The organism is Butyrivibrio sp. VCB2001, from assembly GCF_000423965.1.
Lineage (GTDB): Bacteria > Bacillota > Clostridia > Lachnospirales > Lachnospiraceae > Butyrivibrio.
The window spans coordinates 19,640-38,868 of record NZ_AUIZ01000024.1; the positions used below are offsets into that span (position 1 = coordinate 19,640).

The following is a 19,229-nucleotide window of genomic DNA, read 5'->3' on the forward strand; positions in this document are numbered from 1 at the left end:
GAAAGTGAAGACCTTCGCATGCGTATTTTTTTATGGAGGTTTTTATGGATCAGAACACAAACAGATATCTTGCAGAAGAGAAGATTGGCAAGCTTCTTTTGAAGTTTTCTATTCCTTGTATTATGTCTCTACTGGTATCCGCGTTTTATAACATTGTGGACCAGATATTTATCGGAAGAGGAATCGGTTACCTTGGAAATGGCGCAACCAACGTTGTTTTCCCTATAACTGTCATCTCTTTGGCTGTGGCACTTATGATTGGCGATGGCTGTGCTGCATTTTTGAGCCTTTGTCAGGGGAAAAAGGACCTTAAGAGCGCTAATAAAAGCGTGGGAAATGCGCTGACGCTTCTTGTTATTATCGGAATTGTGATGACAGCTCTTTTTGCAATATTCAAATCACAGATCCTGCTTGCGTTTGGCGCAACTGAGAACAACTTTGCCTACGCCAGCGAGTACTTTAATTTCATTATTATGGGCATTCCATTCTTTGTTGTTGGAAATGGCCTTAATTCAATTATCAGGGCAGACGGAAGTCCCAAATTTGCGATGATCACTACACTTCTTGGATGTATCATCAACGTTATCCTTGATCCGATCGCTATCTTTGCGCTTGGCTGGGGCATGAAGGGCGCAGCGCTTGCAACTATAACCGGTCAGATTGTTACTGCAATTTGCGGACTTGTTTATCTTACAAGGGCGAAGTCCGTTAAGTTTGGGCTCAGAAGCTTTGTGCCATCTCGTGATATCATTGGCAAGTTCCTGCCTCTTGGAATCAGCAGCTTCCTGACTCAGATTTCAATCGTTGTGATCATGGGCGTTATGAACAATATCCTTGTAAAATACGGCGCTATGAGTAAGTATGGCGCAGATATTCCGCTTACGGTTGTGGGAATTGTTATGAAGGTATTCCAGATTGTAGTATCAGTATGCATCGGCATTGCAGCCGGTTCACAGCCTGTAATCGGCTATAACTATGGCGCCGGAGAGTATAAGAGGGTTCGAGAGCTCTTTTTAACTATAGTAAAAGCTGAGGCAATTGTCGGACTTGTGGCGTTTATCCTCTTCGAGGCATTTCCGCTCCAGATCACAGCTATTTTCGGAAGCGAGGATGGCCTTTACAACGAGTTTGCAGTGCTTTCATTCAGACTTTTCCTGTCAATGATCGTGCTCACATGCATTCAGAAGTCAGTTAGTGTCTTCCTTCAGGCGCTGGGCAAACCCGTAATGTCCATGGGGCTTTCGCTCCTTAGGGAATTTGTGTTGAGTGTTCCGCTGGCAATCGTACTTCCTATATTCTTCGGAGTTGAGGGCGCGCTGTACTCCGCACCAATCGCAGATATCGGCTCCATGGTTGCAGTTGTCATCATGTCCGCAATTATGCTTAGGGAGTTAAAAGAGAAAGAGGAGAGCTCTCTGCAGTTTGTAAAGGCCGAGGAAGCAGCCTGAAGAAATGTCCAGCCAACGCGCATAAGTGCTATAATACAATCTTGAAAAAGCTATTCAAACAGGGAGATTGTTATGGAACTTAGGCCACATCACGGGATGTGTTTTCAATTTTATGAAGGAAAGGGTTATAGCGAGGATTTCACGGATCACATGGGCAGGATTATAAGGCAATTAGAAAAAGAGCCTGAGACTACCGTGAAGCTTACTGTAGCAACAGACGTTGTTTGCGCTAACTGCCCTAATAATGAAGGTGGAAGTTGCACTACCCTTGAGAAAGTAACAAGATATGACAAGGAAGTCTTAAAGGCCTGTAACTTAGAAGAGGGAGAAGAAATCTCTTTTGCCAAATTCACGCAGCTAGTTAAGTCAGAGATTATAGACAAGGGGATTCGTAGCAGTATATGCGGCGATTGCAGCTGGGACTATATCTGCAGACCGAAGGAGAAGGAGCTGTGAGTCAAAGAGAACCGTCCCCATTGACTCATTGTATGCAATGAGTCAAAGTGAAACGTCCCCGTTGACTCAAAATGAGACAAACTGAAACGTCCCCGTTGACTCATTTTATAAGAGCCTGCTTCTGGGCGTGGGTGAGCTGTTTTAAGTGCCACTCGCGACTCATGGCTTCTTCCTTAGTTTCAAATTCTTCAAAATAAACCAATACAACCGGGAGCCGGGGCTTTGTGTATTTAGCGCCTTTGCCCCGGTTGTGTGTTTCTATTCTCTTTTCCAGATCATTTGTGTATCCGCAGTAGTAGGTGCCGTCTGCGCATTCCACGATATAAGCATAGTGTTTCATAGGCTGATTATATCAGATTTGAGTTTATCCCTCCAAAAATGTAAAATAAGACACAAAAATACGCCAAAAAATGGATGTAACCTTTCCGTCTTCGGTTATAGAATAAACTTGTAACAAAGCAACCGGTACTAGGAAGGGGGAAGCTTATGAGCAACTTTTGGAAGGGATTTTTAGTTGCGCTGCTTATTGTTTACGTTATCTCTCCGATGGATCTTTTACCAGGACCTGTTGATGACATACTGGCAATAGTCTTTGCCCTGGCTGCCACCAAGAACAGGCAGAACATAGAGAAAAGAGATAATGAGAGAATTGAAGTGATTGATGTTGATGGAACCGAACTTTAAGGAGGTACGTGTGATGGAAAAGAAATTGTACAGAAGCAATGACAGAAGAATCTTTGGTGTATGTGGCGGTGTTGCTGAATACTTCGGCTGGGATCCTACAATTGTAAGAGTTCTTTGGGCAGTATTCTCATTGTCCGGAGGCATAGGACTTCCGCTTTACATTATCCTTACATTCATTATGGATAATCGCCCTGATTATGTCAGCAAATACGACCAGCAGCAATAAGAAAAGCGCACCGATCAGTTGGCTTTTCTGAATTCTGTAGGCGTCATATCATAGTTCTTTTTAAATACTTTAACGAAGTAATTATTGTCGGAGTAACCGACGTAGCTGCTGATCTCCTGGATTGGAAGATTCGTCTTCTTCAGGAGGTTGGCAGCTTTTTTGCAGCGCATAAGGGCGATGTACTCGGTCATGGTTTCACCGGTTTCTTTTTTGAATACCTTTGACAGGTGAGATATGGACATATTAGCATTTGCTGAGAGATCTTCGTTTGATATATGGTCCCCGAGATGCAGATTAATGTACTCAAGGACTTTCTGAATTGATGGAGAATACTTGTCCAGAGACAGCTTGTGATTGTGAACCGCCTTTGTCAACTCAACAATCATATCGGTTTGATAGCGGACCTGAAGATCGGCGTTGTTTGTGGCTGATGAAAGCTGGGTGTATTTTTGGGTTATCTCATCTATTGTAATGACCGAAAGACCTGATTCTTCCGCAGCTTTTCTGGAAAGAGCTTTAAGTATTGCCAGACCATAGCCCGAGGCATAGTAGTTAAGGCTCTCTTTCGAAAATACGGAAAGGACCTCAGGGCTGGACATTTTTTCAAATGCGGACAGGATGTTTTTGGTATCGCCGTTTCTTATCATCGATAGGAACTGTTTTTCCTGATCATATCGCTTGTAGATTTCACTGTAATTCTTCTCGGACAGTTCTGTCTTATCATCTTCTTCAGATACATCCTGAATAAATCCCGATAGTCTTCTGTATGAATACTCACTTTCCGTAGGGGAAAAAGAGATTATGCATTTATTTACAACACTGGTAATCTGCTCGGTATACACAATGGGAAATGCTGTGTAATACAGCTTAAACGCCAATGATTTGGATGAGGATTCATCGTTTTTTGCAAGTACGGTCTCTATCTTAAGCTCTGAGTATTTTTCTTTTACATAAGGCCCGATTATATAAATCCTGTTATCAAACGTAAAAAAAGACAAGCAGATACCGAGCTGGTCTATGAGCTCATAGATCATGCTTGCTTTGGAGGAGGACAGAAGATAGTAAAGAGCATCGTTTGTAAACATGGGCTGCATCTTGATGCTAAAGCAGTATTTCTTTTCAAAGGCGTCAAGAGAGCTGTCCATGTCTGTTGCATCCGTGACATCCACAGAGAGCAGGTTTTTTAAAAGAGCTGAAAAAAGAGTGTGGTCCATATTTATTCCTCAAAACAATAAAATAATACTAATCGGGATAAAATAATTCTAACATATTGTAAAACTAAATGATACCATGACCATAACAGGAAAGCTTTCAAAGATTATCATGCAACTGAAAGGGGTTAATAATAATGGGTAAGGACAAATCTCTGATAAGAGAAGAAAATGGGGTAACCTATAAAAGAGCTAAAACCTGGCATATTGCGCTTGCAATGATGACAGGTGCAGGGCAGATGGCATTTTATCTGCTGATGAATGGCGCAACATATATTGGAAATTCCAACTTTGGAATTCTTGTTGCAGTTACAGGACTTATTATCACAGGATCAAGGCTTTTGGATGGAATTACAGATCCGGTAATAGCTTTTTTCCTTGAAAGATTCAATTCAAGATTCGGAAAAGTAAGATTCTCGATCATGTTTGGATGGCTTCTAATGGCCATTGCTACAACACTGATGTGTAATATAGGGGCAAAGCTTTCGCTTACAGGTGCAGCAGGAATAACATTCTTTGTCCTCTGCTACGTGATTTACATCATTGGTTATACATTCGTAAGTATAGCCGGCCAGATCAACATGAACATTCTGACCAACGATCCTAAGCAGCGTCCTACAATCGGTGTATGGAGTACAGCGTATTCATATCTGGTGCCAATGATCATGAGCGTTGTGGCATCGGCTGTAATTCTCCCAAGATTTAATAACATTCAGGGAACAGAATACTTCGCAACTTACAATGTAGTAGTAATACTTGTTTCACTCTTTTTCTACATTCTGGCATGCATAGGAATTGCTCCATACGACATTCCCGAGAATTTCGAAGGAATCAAAAAGGATGGCGAAACCGATGAAAAGCCAAGTTTTAAGGATATGCTGGCTCTGATCAAAGAAAACAAAGAGCTTCAGAGATTCATCATGGCTGCAACATCCGATAAGCTGGCACAGACAATAGGCTCTGCAGCGGTAGTATCCACAATGCTTAACGGAATTATGCTTGGCTCAATGGCTATATCATCAATTCTTTCCGCAGTGGCAATGCTTCCGTCCATTATTTTTGCGATCATTGGTGCAAGGATTGCCGGTAAACAGGGTAGCAGAAAGGTCATGATCGACTGGACCAAGAACTGTATCGGACTGAATATCGCATTTGCTGTATATCTTTTATTTACACCTACTACTCTTGTGGGAACAGTATTCGGTGGCAACTTATCAACCGGAGCAGTTCTCATGGCAATCACTTATGTACTCTTTACATTCGGCAATAACGCAATGAAGATGGTTGTTTCTGTATCGACAAGCGCGTTCAGAATGGATGTTGTTGACTATGAGATGGATCGCTCAGGAAAATACATGCCTGCGACAGTATCAGCTACTTACAGCTTCATTGACAAAATAGTTTCATCCTTTGGTGCAACTATTGCAACACTCATGATCGGACTTATAGGATATACAACTACAGCGCCTCAGCAGGGTGATCCGCTTACCTTCAATGTCAGAATAATGACCGTAATACTTCTTATTGGATTCCCTATTGTTGGATGGATCTGCACACTTCTGGCAATGAAGAATTCCGAGCTCACATACGAGAAGATGGAAGAGATCCAGAAGAGTATCGGCGAAAAGAAAAAGGCTGCAATGGGTCAGTAAAAAGCTGGAGAGGTGAAGCATGCGAACAACAATTCTTTGGAATGATAACTGGATATTTGAAAAAGAGGGAAAGAGCAAGAGTGTAACTCTTCCTCATACCTGGAATGCAGTTGATGGACAGACAGGTCCAGAGCAGTATTACAGAGGAACCTGCCTTTATAAAAAGACATTTGAAAGACTGGTAATGGAAGAAGGACAGCGGGCGTATGTGGAATTTCGCGGCGCTAACTCCTCTGCAAAAGTTGCTTTAAACGGCCGTGAGGTTGCGAGCCATGATGGCGGATATTCCTGCTTTAGGGCAGACATTACAGAGGCACTTTCAGACTCAAATGAGATGGTAGTTTCTGTTTCCAACGAGCCCAATACAAGAGTGTATCCACAGAAAGCGGATTTCACTTTCTACGGTGGCATTTACAGGGATGTTTATCTTGTGGTTGTGGATGAAAAGCACTTTGATATGGACTATTATGGTGGAAAAGGGCTGTACGTCACACCAAGACTAAACGGAAATGAAGCTGAAATTGAAATAAAGGCATACACGAGCGGCGGAGATCGCGTAAGAATATCAATAGATGGTGTAACAGAGCAGGAGTTTGAGGTGGTTCCGGCAGAGGATGCATCCTGTGGATATGTAGCCTGCGGTAAGATCACGATAAAAGAGCCACATTTATGGAACGGTCTCAAGGATCCGTTCTTGTACAACATAACAGCAACTCTTTTGGATGGAACAAAAGAGTGTGACAGAATCTATGACAGGTTTGGAGTAAGGCAGTTTCATGTTGATCCTCATAAAGGATTTTTCCTCAACGGAGAAAGCTATCCGCTTCGAGGCGTTTCACGACATCAGGACAGGGCAGGAGTTGGCAATGCACTGACAAAAGAAATGCACAATGAGGACATTGATCTCATCCTCTCCATGGGCGCCAATTCCATAAGGCTTGCACACTATCAGCACGATCAGTACTTCTATGATCTTTGCGATGAAAAGGGCATAGTGGTATGGGCTGAGATTCCATATATTACCGTACATATGGACAGTGGAAGAGAGAACACCATATCCCAGATGAAAGAGCTGATAAGCCAGAATTACAATCATGCATCAATAATGTGCTGGGCACTTTCAAATGAAATATCTCTGCAAGGCGTAACTGAAGACCTTTTGGAGAATCACAGGATATTAAACGATATTGTCCACGAGATGGATCCTATCAGATATTCTGCCATGGCAAATCTGTTCCTTCTTGAGACAGACTCGCCTCTTGTAACACTGCCTGATATTCGTGGCTACAACCTCTACTATGGCTGGTATGTAGGCGAGATGGAGGACAATGACAAGTGGTTTGACGATTTCCATAATCAGCATCCCGATGTGGCAATAGGACTTACGGAGTATGGTGCAGATTCAGTAATTACGCTTCAGTCTCCAAGGCCTGAAAAAGGAGATTATACAGAGAGTTATCAGGCTGTTTATCACGAGCATATGCTTGAAATGTTCAGCACCCGTCCATATATCTGGGGAACATACCTCTGGAATATGTTTGAATTTGCTGCAGCAGGACGAGATGAGGCAGGAGATCCGGGCAAAAACCACAAGGGTGTCATCACCTTTGACAGAAAGCAGAAGAAAGACGCCTATTACATTTATAAAGCATGGTGGTCAGATGAGCCTTTCATCCATCTTTGCGGAAAAAGATATCACGACCGCATCGAGGATAACACAGAGATTAAGGTATATTCAAACCAAAAGTCCGTAACTCTCTTTGTTGACGGCGTAGAAGTAGGAAACGCAAGCGGAGAGCATGTCTTTAAGTTTAATGTTCCCATTAGCGGAGTTCACACCATAAAGGCTGTGAGCGGAGAACTTTCGGATGAGATGGAGATAACAAAGGTTTCCGAGCCTAATTCGGCATATTTCGCACCGGATAAGAAGGTACGAAACTGGTTTGATAAGGCAGATGAGCCTGAGGAAAAAGAGGGATATCTCTCCCTTTCAAGTACAATGGCAGAGATTCAGGCCACACCTGAAGGAAAAGCAATTCTCGACAGGATGATGGCTGCAATGACATCAAGAACAGCAGGCGGAATGGGAGAAGGCGTAGAGATTTCAGAAGCAATGCAGCAGATGATCGCCCGCCAGCCCCTTAAGAAGCTCCTGCAACAGGGCGGAATGGATATAGAATCCGACGAGATTAAGGCACTTTCAAATGCTCTTATGAATATCAAAAAGCGCTAAAACAGAGGTGTTAAATGGAAGCGGCTAAGATTTTTGAAAAAGCAAAGTGGATATCACCTGAAACCGAGACAGAACCTGATAAGAGAAAGGGAGCAGGATATTTAAGGACCACATTCTCTTATAAAGAGGGAGAGGTCAGGATATTTGCCACAGCTCACGGCTTGTATGAAATACTTATAAATGGCCGGAGTATCACGGATGCACGTCTGACACCGGGATGTGATGAGTATGATAAAAGGCTTCAGTATCAGGAGTATGAGATCACTGAAGTGCTAAAGCCCGGTGAAAACGAGATCTTTGTAACGCTGGGTGATGGCTGGTACAGAGGATGCAACGGAATTGACGGCGTGAGAAACCTCTACGGCGAGGATATTTCATTTCTGTGCGCAGTGATTGGCGATGGAGACATGGAGAATCCGATACTTGTCACGGATTGCAGCTGGGATGCCTGTGAAAACGGGCCCATAAAGCTTACAGACCTTGAGCTGGGAGAGACCTGTGATGCCGGTGCGGGCTTTGGTGAGTGGCATAAGGCCGTGGAGATGTCTTTTGACAAAAGAAATCTGACAGCCCAGAAGGCGCCATTTATCACTGAGCATGAGGTGTTTGAAGGAAGGCTCATCACTACTCCGAGCGGAGAGAGCGTATTTGATTTCGGCCAGAACCTTGCCGGTTATACGTCCTTTGTGGTAGAGAACGCCAAAGGCGGTGAGAAGATCTGTCTCGTCCACGGTGAAACCCTGGATGAAAACGGAAACTTCACGATCAGTAATTTCCAGCCCGGAGACAGGAACAAATCCGGCGGAATAAAACAGGAAATAAACTATATCTGCAAGAGCGGAAGAAATGAGTTTAAACCGCATTTTTCGATGTTTGGATTCAGATATGCCAAGATAACGGGTGATATCTTGCCGTCTGACATCCAAATAAAGAGCATTGCTGTTTATTCAGACATGAAGGAAACAGCAGGCTTTGAATGTGGCGTGGATGCGGTTAATAAGCTCTTTGCAAACAGCGTATGGTCCATGAAGTCGAACTTCTGCGATATACCGACCGACTGCCCGACAAGAGAGAGAGCAGGCTGGACAGGCGATGCAGCGGTCTTTGTGAGGACCGGTGCGTACCTGATGGACTGCAGGGGAGTTTACGAGAAATGGCTTGCAAACGTGAGGATAGGGCAGCACTCCGACGGTAAGATGGCGTATATCTGTCCCAAGAACTCAAATCCGGGCAAGATAGCAGAGATGTTTTCAGCTTCTGTTGGCTGGGGCGATGCGGCGGTTCTTGTGCCCTGGAATCTGTACAGAATATATGGCGATGAGCAGATACTTAGAGACAACTATGAAATGATGAAGAAGTGGGTGGATTTTCTCGGAAGAAGAGCAGGAAAGAGCAAGCTCAAGAACCGTTTTGGAAAGAACCCTTACAGAAAATACATCATCGACACCGGAATGGACTACGGTGAGTGGTGCGAGCCAGGAGCAGACGTTATGAAGACTATGATGGCTGCTTTCAAGGATGGCCAGCCTGAAGTGGCAACAGCTTACTATGCATATTCATCGGGGATTCTCGCCAAAATATCAGAGATTCTCGGAAATGGCGCCGATGCGGATAAGTACAAAGAAATCTCAGAAAAGGCCACAGAAGCATACAGATATCTGGTTCTGAAAGACGGGCATATAAAGTCTGACAGGCAGTGCGAGTACGTAAGGCCTCTTGCGTTTTGTCTTTTACCTGAAAAAGAGGCAGTGGAAGCTGCTAAGGACTTAAATGAGCTGGTAGTAAAAAATGACTATCATCTTAATACGGGCTTCCTTTCAACGCCTTTCCTGTGCAGTGTGCTTGCTGATTACGGCTATGTGGATACTGCATACAGACTGCTGTTGCAAAAAAGCTATCCTTCGTGGCTCTATGCAGTGGAGAAAGGTGCTACCACTATCTGGGAGACTTGGGATGGCGTCAGAGAAGACGGCACTGTCCATGATTCACTGAATCACTACTCCTATGGAGCTGTTTCCGGATGGCTTTTGTCCGGTGTCTTGGGAATCAGATACGATTTTGACAAAGTCCTGATAAAGCCGGTGCCGGATGAGAGACTTAAGTTTGCAAAGGGCTATTATGATTCGCCTAAAGGGCGCATAGTATCCGAATGGAGATATATTGAGAACTCGAATACTTTTGCTTACCACTTTGAAATTCCTGAAGGAATGGAAGCAGAGCTGGAGCTCCCGGGCGGGGAAAAGAGAATTCTGACAAGCGGAAGTTATGAGATTTAAATGGTAGTGTAAAGCAAGTTATGAAAACAGTAGACCGTCCTAAGGAATCCACCGCAAGCGGTACCCCCTTAGGACCAATTATGGAGGATAGGAAAATGAACAAGTTCGAGAACGGATTTATGCTGGGCGCTTCTACTGCAGCCCACCAGGTTGAAGGAAACAATACAAATTCAGATTACTGGGTAATGGAGAATATGGAGTATTCACAGTTTGTTGAGCCTTCACTGGATGCTGTGGATCACTATAACAGATACGAAGAAGACATCAAGATGCTTGCGGATGCAGGTCTTAACACCTACAGATTCTCTGTTGAATGGGCACGTATTGAGCCTGAGCAGGGCAAATTTGATGAAAAAGAGATTGAGCATTACAGGAAGATGATCAAATGCTGCAGGGACAATGGCGTTGAGCCGGTTATTACTCTCATGCATTTCACATCACCAGTGTGGCTTATAAAGCTCGGAGGCTGGGACAATGAGCAGGTTGTGGAGCTTTTTGCCAACTATGCCGGATATGTCACTAAGCAGCTTGGAAGCGAGATAAAGTATATCTGCACCATAAATGAGGCTAACATGAGACTTCAGATCGGAGCTCTCATGGAGAGATTTAAGAAGCAGATGATGGCAAAGATGGCAAATGCAGCTAAAAGCGATGGTGACTCCATGGAGGGACAGGTTCAGGTCGGACTTAATCTCTCTGATCCAATGGAGAAAATGAAGCTGGCAGCAATGGAGAATGCCAAAGTATTCGGAGATCCTCAGCCGCATACATTTGTTTCTGCAACAGATGCAAATGGCGATATGATAGTTATAAAGGCGCATCAGGCAGCCAAGGAAGCAATCAAGGCTGTTAATCCGGATATTCAGGTTGGTATTACGCTTTCCCTGCACGACTGCCAGTTCATAGAAGGTGGCAAGGAGCGCGCAGACAGCGACTGGAATGAGGAGTTTAGCCATTACATTCCTTATATCAAGGATGATGATTTCTTTGGACTTCAGAATTATACAAGAACTACTTACGGCCCAGATGGAATTGTGCCTGTTCCCGAGGGAACACCAATGACACAGATGGATTACGAAGTATATCCTGAGGCTCTTGAGCATGTAATAAGACGCGTGCATGAGGAGATGCCAAATGTTCCGATCATGGTTACCGAAAATGGAATTGCAACAGCAGATGATGAGCAGAGAGTTGAGTTTATCGACAAGGCAATTGAGGGTGTTCAGAGCTGTATAAATGATGGAATTCCTGTCATCGGATACTGCCACTGGTCACTTATCGATAATTTTGAGTGGCAGAAAGGTTATGCGCTTACATTTGGTCTTTGCGCTGTTGACAGGAAAACACAGATCAGGGCACCAAAGCCCAGTTTGAAGCATCTTGGAGGCTATTTGAAATAATGAAAGACACAGTACTGACGGGTGTGCAACAGATAATGATTGGTAGCAGATGCAATAGCTATGAGAGTGCACTTAGCACGCTTAAAGCTATTAAAAGTGCAGGATATGATGGCATTGAACTTAATGACTTCATGATCAAGCCAACGCCTTTTATTGTGAAGTTACTTACTAAATTTGCCGGTATGCCCACGGGGAATGGCGGAAAACTTGACTGGAAGAAGCTGATCTCAGAGAGCGGACTGAAAGTCATAAGCCTGCACAGTTATCTTAACAGTATTGAAGAAAATCCGGAAGCTGTTGCTAAGGAAGCGTTGAGCTTTGGGACGAACACCGTTGTTATAACCGGTATGTACAGGTTTGATTACGGAAATGCATCTGAGGTAAAAAAGCTTGCTGAGCGCCTGAACAATGCGGGAAAAGCTCTTTTACCCTATGGAGTAAAACTGCTTTATCATAATCACAATGTAGAACTGCAGAAGATCTCAGAAGATAAAACTGCATATGATGTGATCATCGAAAACACAGACCCTCAGTATGTAAACTTTGAACTTGATACATATTGGATTGCAGATGGTGGCGCTGATGTTACTGCCCTGGTAGACAAGCTGTCAGACAGGATGGTGATGTGGCACATAAATGATAGGGGATGCAGAAAGAAGGGGCCTTTCATTACGCCCATCCTTAAGGAAGATGCTGCTGAACTCGGAACAGGGAATATGGCCCTTGGTACTATTTTGGAAAATGTACGGGCAACTTCCAAAGTGGAAGCGATTGTTTTGGAGACCCATAAGAACTGGATCGACAATGATCCTGTAAAGAGCCTTATCGTAAGTGCAGAATGGTTCAATAAACATAAATTGATGTCCTAAAAACCTCAGGACTTCGACGGAATCTGAGCCAGAAGGACTGCAGAAAAGATTAAAATGCAGCCTGTGATCTCTTTTCCCGACATCAGCTGATGGAGTATCAGCCAGCCGAAAACCGATGAGAATACGGATTCAAGGCTCATGATGAGGGATGCGAGGGCTGGATTTAAGCCGCGCTGGCCAACAGCCTGCAGAGTGTAGCCTACACCACAGGAAAAGATACCTGTATAGAGGATGGCTATCCAGGAAGAAGGCGCAGATAAAGAGCTGATCCAGGCAGAAGGATCAGGCATAAATTCAAATATAAACGCTGCAATCAGTGAAACTGCGCCACTTACGAAGAACTGAACGCACGCAAGTGCAACGGGACTCATGATGGGAGCGTAGTGATCAACGCACAGGATCTGCACCGAGAATAAAAGAGCGCACATAAGGAGTGCCAGGTCTGCGGTTGATATTGAAAAACTGCCGCCGGAAAAAGGATTGCAGAGAAGGTAAAGACCTGCAAGGGCAATTCCTACAGCCGGCCAGAGCCAGAAACTGCATTTCCTGCCGATGAAAAGACCTATAATCGGGACCAGAACGATATAACAGGCTGTCAAAAAGCCCGCTTCACCGGCGCCGGCGCCAAGTGCGATTCCGGCCTGCTGGAAGGTGGATGCCAAAAACAGAGCAAGACCACATATTACGCCTCCAAGGAGCTTATTAAAAGGGATCTTTGAAGGCGTTATATTATGCCCTCTAAGAAATGGAAGAAGGCATACTCCGCCGATAATAAAGCGTATTCCGTTAAAAGTGAAAGTACCGACCCTGTCGCCTGCTACGGACTGAGCTACAAAGGCAGCTCCCCAAACGATAGATGCCAGCAGGAGCAGTAATGAATTTTTAATCTGAGATTCTCGAATTTTTTCCATAACAGGCCTATTATAGCAGATTGCAAAGAATTTAGAATACTTTTAGATTTGTTTTGGAGAAATGGTAGTAACATAGAATCGTTATGAAATTTGAGGTGGAATGTATTATGAAAAAGAAATTCGCAGTTATGCTTGCATGTGTTATGGCCCTTGGCCTTGTTGCATGCGGTACTAAGACAGAGGAGACAAGCAGCTTACAGGTTGAAGAGATTCCTGCAGCAGAGGAGAGCGTTCAAGTTGACAAGATCACAGAAGAACAGGCAACTCAGGCAATCCATGATTACTGCATAGAGTCTTTCCCTGATCTGGCAAATATGGAAGGTTCAGACGATTACACTCTCTACTGGGAAGCCAGCACAAATGAGAACGGCGAGATTGTAGTTCTTTACAGAGCTTACACAGGTGCACTGATCCGCTATTACGTTAACCCTGAGACAGGCGATACCTACGTAACAGAGCAGGTTCCGGGCATCATTGATGATGAGCAGCGCACAGAAGAGACTCTGAATGTAAAAGACTATATCAAATGATATTTAATCATCATTTAGGTAAATTTACACAAGTATAGAGAAGGTAATTAGGTAAAAACAGAGAAAATCGGGGTTTTAGCAAGAATAGAATATAGAACGCAAGAATAAGAGATGTAGTAATTTAGCCGGTAAATATAATTTAACTTACAAAAACAATTACTTTGTAAGGGAGGATTATATGAAGCTGAAGAAAAGACTTTTGTCACTAATTGTATCAGCCGGCCTGATTTTCACATCTGCAATGCCTGCTTACATGGTTGCAGCTGCTGAGCCACCAGGTAATGCAGGCTTTTCTAATTATGTCACAGTGTCCGGTACAAAGCTCATGGACGGGGAAAATGAGCTGAGGTTCGTATCTTTGAACTATCCGCAGGCAACGAGTGATACACCTTGGGAACATGCAAATGCCATGAAGACCTTCAGGGCAATGGGAGGAAATGTAACAAGGACCTATACAATTCCGGTGTTTAACGGGCAGAACAGCGCAACAGCGTATGTTACAGGCGTTGATAGCGAGGGCAATCTAACCTTTAATGAAGATGCTCTGAACATGCTTGATGATGTGCTGGCCAAAGCAAATCAGTATGGGATCAGGGTGATCGTTCCCTTTGTTGATCATTGGCACTGGATAGGCGGAATGGACGGCTACGTCTGGCTTGCGGGGGAGTCAGACGGGAAAGCACCGTCACAGTCGGGATTTCAGGACTGGGCATGGAGGTTCTACAGCAGTGAGAGGTGCATGGATCTCTTTAAACAGATGATCACACATCTGCTTAACAGAACCAATTCGGTTACGGGGGTCATGTACAAGGATGATCCGGCGATCCTGTGCTGGGAAACAGGAAATGAGATAGGTAACAGAAGCCAGGTCGAGAGGGACGAGGAGCTCAGCGCCTGGACTAACGAGGTCGTTGCCCATGTAAAGAGCATCGATTCAAATCACCTTGTGCTGGACGGCAGAATGTCCATGTCCCCTATGTCTCTCAGTTCTGACAATCTGGCAGACATCCTTGGCGCGCACTACTATGAGGGCAACTACGCACAGAGATGCGAAGATGATACCAGAGATGCCCACAATGCAGGAAAGCCCTTTATACTGGGCGAGTTTGGTGCAAAGGTTACTGCGCAGCCCTGTATCGATGTATTCCAGAAGGGCATTGAGAATGACACCAACGGAATCATGATGTGGAGTCTTAGAGCCCACAAGGACGGATTTGGCTACTACTTCCACAATGAGGATGGTTACTGGGCTTCCTACCACTGGCCCGGTTTCGAGGCGGGAAATTATTACGGAGAAACTGAGATAATCCGCTCAATATATGCCTATGCACAGATAGTGAACGGTAAGGCTTCAAGTTACGAAGAGGCTAAGAATATCCCGATTCCGGCGCCTGAAGATGAGGAAGCACCCCTTCTTTATTCAGAAAACGGCACTTCCCACGACAGCTCTTTTGCCGGAGGATCTGTGGGCGATATCAAGTGGCGAGGCGTTGTCGGAGGCGCGTGGTACGAGATCCAGAGGGCGGAAGGAAGTGTGACAGACCAGAACTCTGATGCTTTCGTGACTGTGGCAGGAGAAGAGGATTACATCTATGACTCCGGTAGGAACTGGGAGGATAAGGCCCACGACTGCATCGCAGGCTTCCATGACGAGACAGCCCTTGATGGACTTACCTATTCATATAGGATCAGGGCATGCAATGAATCCGGAGTCGGCCCATGGTCTAACATTGTGGTAGTAGACAATGTTAAGCACGTGGTAAAAGACAATTTGGACCTGATCGCAGTTTCCAGCAGCGACCCAAATCCCACTGAGATCAGGCGCACTTACAGCAGCGATCATTCTGCAAACATAGAGTATTCCAGCAGTTCAATCGTGAATAAGAGTGCAGAAGAAGGTTATATCGAGTACTCATCAAGGATTCCCGTGGATGAAGTGCGAATCGAAGCTGTAGCGGAAGGTGCAGCGCCAAGGCTCATGGTTTCCAAGGACGGAATCGTTTTTGAAGAGGCTGGGCTTACTCATGATGCTGGAACGACGCTCTATAGCGCATCTTCAGTTCTTTCAACAGGAAATTACTACTACAGCAGGATTTATCTTCAGGGAAACAGCAGCTGCAAGCTGGACAGTATTGAGATCACCTACAAGAATGATGGCGAGTCCTACAGAGATTTGGCTGCTTCGGATGCAGTGAGAACCAATGTAATGATACAGGATTCTGCTTTCGGGGAGGATGCTCCCAAATACTATGTTTCAAAGAGCGATAACCTGGTGCTTGCCGACGAAGGCGCTTTGAGAGGCCTTACTACATCAGGCGCAGAGAGCGGATCAATCGTTTACAAGACAGGCGATGATATCAATGCTTTCCGCGTGAGCACACTGGCAGTAGATGGCATGAGGGCGGTAGTTGAGTACTCCTTTGACGGTGTGACTTTTAAGGAGGCAAAAGAGCTCTCGGCAGTAGAAGGGGACGAAGCTACAAGCGTGGTTTACGGAGACCTTAACGTTTCGGGAGCTGTGCGAGTTATAAGGGTTACAGTTCCGGAAAACAGCCAGGGGCAGGTATTTGTAAAGCTCGTTGAGATCTCAAGCGGACGAAAGATGATCCCTCTTGCTGATTCGGCACCTTCAAACACCATCGAAGACGGAGAGTATTACACGGGTTCAGATGCGAGTCTGAATGCTGCTTACAGCATAACCTGCGGGGAAGGTGAGATCTCTTTTGCAAAAGAGCTATCAGGCAAAGACTACAGCGCGTTTGACAGCATATATCTGTGGGTGAAGCCTGACGGAAGCGGTAATGAGCTTCAGGTAAGACTTAGGGATAGTGAGAACAGAGTCTGGGCAAGTGAAAAGATTGCTCTGAGCGGCGCTGCTCAGATGAATAAGCTTGCAATTGACAAGAGCGGCGAATTCAACTGGGGAAGCGTCAGCGGAGCTGAGTTTGTCATAGCAAACAATGATGGTTCAGCCGGTGCAGATGGCGCTATTATGCTGGATTCTGCCAATGTATATACAGGCAATTACGGAATCGGCCTGGAGTACTCATTTGGCGGAGAAAGCAGCAGAGTATATATTGACAGTGTCTATGCAAGTTCATCTACAAAGGTGGATGATTTTGAGGGCTACAGCGGATCAAATACACTGCTGAACCAGGCATATTCGAGAAATACAAACGGCGGAACTTTTAATCTGTCACTGGATTCAGGCAACAAATATGAGGGTTCATATGGGCTCAGGGTTGACTACGACTATAGCGGAACGGGTTATGCCGGAGCAACCAAGACCATGGATATGCTGAATCTCAGCGGATATGACGGATTCACAATGTATCTTGATTCCGACGGTTCAGGAAACGAGATCAAAGTCCAGATGGAGACTGATACATCAACTTACGCTTACACGGGTTATATGACAGGCAAGGGGCCGATGATCATGTACATGCCCTTTAGCAAGATCATACAGCCTGACTGGGCAACATCGGGAACACCTCAGCCGATCGACAGTTCGCAGAATCTTAAGTCGGTGTCGATCTATACAAACCAGAGCGGACAGGTAGCCAGCGGAACGTTTTATGCGGATGACCTTAAGGGCGCCAATTTCGCTGAGGATCTGGCGTCAGGCGCCGGAATTTCCATGGATGAGCCTTCTGAGAAGATTACAGAATTTCCTTACAGTATTGGCGGTAGTGCATCTTATGTGGAGTATGTGACTGTAACGGTTGGTGATAAGAAGTTTAATGTACCTGTAGATGCTGATGGAAATTGGAGTTATGAGCTCACTGAGGATTTAGGGCTCTATAACACGGATGCACTCGGCCTCAAGGCAGGAATCTATTATCCTGACGGTGAAGCAGTGGCTGAGAGTGCGGAATATGCAGTTAAGCTGCACCTTGAAGCCAATGACGGTCCGGAAGAAGAGAAGTATGACAATATCATCTGGAGCTGGGACTTCGAAGAAAAAGGCGTGGAAGGCTGGACTTTTGAAGGATTTTCTCCATGGCTTGAAAGCGGAAGGCTGGTGGCATGGTCTCAGGATGGCTATGAAGCTGAGTTTTCCTATACTGTTACGGATATTCCAAATGGAGTATACGCGCTCTCAAACGATATAAAAGTAAAGAGTAACATGAACAGCGCAGTAATGGCGCTGATATCAGGGGATAGTGAAGTAAGATCCCTGCCGATCGATACTGCGGACCAGATCGTAGAGGATCAGCTCCTTGGGGAGAAGATCACTGTTGAGAATAACACGGTTACGGTCAAGTATTATGTGAATGCGCCTGTTGACGCCAATGGAGTGACTTTTGCTGTTGGGGATGTGAAGTTGTATCTTATGAAGAGCCTTGAGAGCGAGGAACCTGAAGAGAACGGTGAGTCAGGAGAGCCAGTTGAATCAGGAGAAACAGGCGAATCCGGAGATGCAGCAGGAGAGACAGGTGAATCCGGAGAAGCAGGAAATATAGGAGAATCAGAATCAGCAGGGAACTCACAAGAAAGTGGACAGCCAAGTCAAAGCGGAAGTCAGAGTGAAAGTTCAGGTGGAAGTGAGCAGCATGGCGGAAGCACAAATTCCGGTAACGAGCAGGAGAGTGCACCCCATACATCGCCTAATCAAGCTCAGACTGCTCAGGTGACCGATGAACAGGCATCAGTTAAGACTACCACTAATGTACAGGCATCAAGCAAGACTTCATCATCTACTCAGGACCAGAAGCAGAGTACGCAGCAGACTTCAAAGCCAGGCACAAAGCCGAGCACAGCTCAGACAACGATTGATGATGAGCCTGTAGCGTTGGCAGATTCTGTGGAAGAGGCATCTACATCAGATGAAGAATTGGCTGAAGAGACCAATATGCAGGAGAACGTGCAGAATTCTGAGGAGAAAGCTGATGCAGTTGAGGGAATCAATATCCAGGAGGAAGAAGTACCTGAGGCTTCATTCAATAACGTTGAGCCATCAGACAGCTCTTTTCCTATAATTCCGGTAAGTACATTAGCAGTTCTGATGATCATTGCATTAGCAGTATTCATTATAAGAAAGAGAATTAGATAAAGATATCCAGCCACTATTATCAATGTTGATGCTTAGTGGCTGGTTTTGCTATTAAAACTAATATGCTTGGTGAAATCTGTGGCAGAAGTGCGGGTTATTGCCTTCGGGACATGAAAAAAGCTTGCACAAAGAGCTATCTCTAGCTGAAGTATGTGGCAAATAGCTATATTTCTATGTCTGGGACAGGTCAAGTCCTTTTTTGTGTGTAAATTACCTTTAGGTGTTAATCAGCGTTATGCCGCCAATAGCTTCAGCTGTTCGTCGGCTATTTCCTTAAGTT

The 19,229-nt window shown here is 44.9% G+C and carries 14 protein-coding genes; 11 read left to right on the top strand and 3 right to left on the bottom strand.

The annotated features are described in order from the left end of the window. Window positions 1-44 precede the first annotated feature (44 nt). Both G589_RS0116320 and G589_RS0116325 read left to right on the top strand, forming a co-directional pair. Window positions 45-1,448 carry an MATE family efflux transporter gene (locus tag G589_RS0116320; RefSeq protein ID WP_026522887.1) on the top strand — a complete coding sequence of 468 codons (1,404 nt, stop codon included), beginning with the start codon at window positions 45-47 and terminating at the stop codon, window positions 1,446-1,448. 72 nt (window positions 1,449-1,520) lie between these two features. Then, on the top strand, window positions 1,521-1,904 hold the full coding sequence (locus G589_RS0116325) for a DUF1284 domain-containing protein (RefSeq protein ID WP_035776441.1): 384 nt from the start codon (window positions 1,521-1,523) through the stop codon (window positions 1,902-1,904). A gap of 100 nt (window positions 1,905-2,004) precedes the next feature. Here G589_RS0116325 and G589_RS0116330 read toward each other — a convergent pair whose 3' ends face one another. After that, window positions 2,005-2,244: a GIY-YIG nuclease family protein gene (locus tag G589_RS0116330; RefSeq protein ID WP_022767579.1), complete on the bottom strand. Its 240-nt coding sequence runs from the start codon at window positions 2,242-2,244 to the stop codon at window positions 2,005-2,007. Between the two features lie 146 nt (window positions 2,245-2,390). Between G589_RS0116330 and G589_RS0116335 the strand changes: the two genes are divergently transcribed. Continuing rightward, on the top strand, window positions 2,391-2,588 hold the full coding sequence (locus tag G589_RS0116335) for a hypothetical protein (protein WP_022767578.1): 198 nt from the start codon (window positions 2,391-2,393) through the stop codon (window positions 2,586-2,588). A gap of 13 nt (window positions 2,589-2,601) precedes the next feature. Next, window positions 2,602-2,814 (top strand): PspC domain-containing protein, encoded by a 213-nt coding sequence (locus tag G589_RS0116340; RefSeq protein ID WP_026522889.1) that lies wholly within the window; start codon window positions 2,602-2,604, stop codon window positions 2,812-2,814. Between the two features lie 14 nt (window positions 2,815-2,828). Here the strand turns inward: G589_RS0116340 and G589_RS0116345 are convergent, their stop codons facing one another. Next, complete coding sequence (locus G589_RS0116345; RefSeq protein WP_026522890.1) at window positions 2,829-4,028, bottom strand: AraC family transcriptional regulator; 1,200 nt, start codon at window positions 4,026-4,028, stop codon at window positions 2,829-2,831. 134 nt (window positions 4,029-4,162) lie between these two features. Between G589_RS0116345 and G589_RS0116350 the strand changes: the two genes are divergently transcribed. The 5 genes from G589_RS0116350 (at window position 4,163) to G589_RS0116370 (ending at window position 12,455) form a co-directional block, all read left to right on the top strand. After that, window positions 4,163-5,677, top strand: coding sequence for an MFS transporter (locus tag G589_RS0116350; protein WP_026522891.1), 1,515 nt, complete (start codon window positions 4,163-4,165; stop codon window positions 5,675-5,677). A 19-nt stretch (window positions 5,678-5,696) separates the two neighbouring features. Next, window positions 5,697-7,910 (top strand): glycoside hydrolase family 2 protein, encoded by a 2,214-nt coding sequence (locus G589_RS0116355; protein WP_026522892.1) that lies wholly within the window; start codon window positions 5,697-5,699, stop codon window positions 7,908-7,910. 14 nt (window positions 7,911-7,924) lie between these two features. After that, on the top strand, window positions 7,925-10,186 hold the full coding sequence (locus tag G589_RS0116360) for an alpha-L-rhamnosidase (RefSeq protein ID WP_026522893.1): 2,262 nt from the start codon (window positions 7,925-7,927) through the stop codon (window positions 10,184-10,186). A gap of 95 nt (window positions 10,187-10,281) precedes the next feature. Then, the gene (locus G589_RS0116365) at window positions 10,282-11,586 is read left to right on the top strand and encodes a glycoside hydrolase family 1 protein (RefSeq protein WP_026522894.1); all 1,305 of its coding nucleotides are present in this window, start codon (window positions 10,282-10,284) and stop codon (window positions 11,584-11,586) included. Continuing rightward, window positions 11,586-12,455, top strand: coding sequence for a sugar phosphate isomerase/epimerase family protein (locus G589_RS0116370; RefSeq protein ID WP_026522895.1), 870 nt, complete (start codon window positions 11,586-11,588; stop codon window positions 12,453-12,455). The genes G589_RS0116365 and G589_RS0116370 overlap by 1 nt, the downstream gene beginning before the upstream one ends. Before the next feature lie 5 nt (window positions 12,456-12,460). Here G589_RS0116370 and G589_RS0116375 read toward each other — a convergent pair whose 3' ends face one another. Further along, window positions 12,461-13,366 (bottom strand): DMT family transporter, encoded by a 906-nt coding sequence (locus G589_RS0116375; RefSeq protein WP_035776445.1) that lies wholly within the window; start codon window positions 13,364-13,366, stop codon window positions 12,461-12,463. Between the two features lie 107 nt (window positions 13,367-13,473). On the opposite strand from G589_RS0116375, the gene G589_RS0116380 reads away from it, so the two are divergent. After that, the gene (locus G589_RS0116380; protein WP_026522897.1) at window positions 13,474-13,896 is read left to right on the top strand and encodes a hypothetical protein; all 423 of its coding nucleotides are present in this window, start codon (window positions 13,474-13,476) and stop codon (window positions 13,894-13,896) included. A 178-nt stretch (window positions 13,897-14,074) separates the two neighbouring features. Beyond that, the gene (locus tag G589_RS0116385) at window positions 14,075-18,949 is read left to right on the top strand and encodes a carbohydrate binding domain-containing protein (protein ID WP_026522898.1); all 4,875 of its coding nucleotides are present in this window, start codon (window positions 14,075-14,077) and stop codon (window positions 18,947-18,949) included. Window positions 18,950-19,229: the final 280 nt, after the last annotated feature.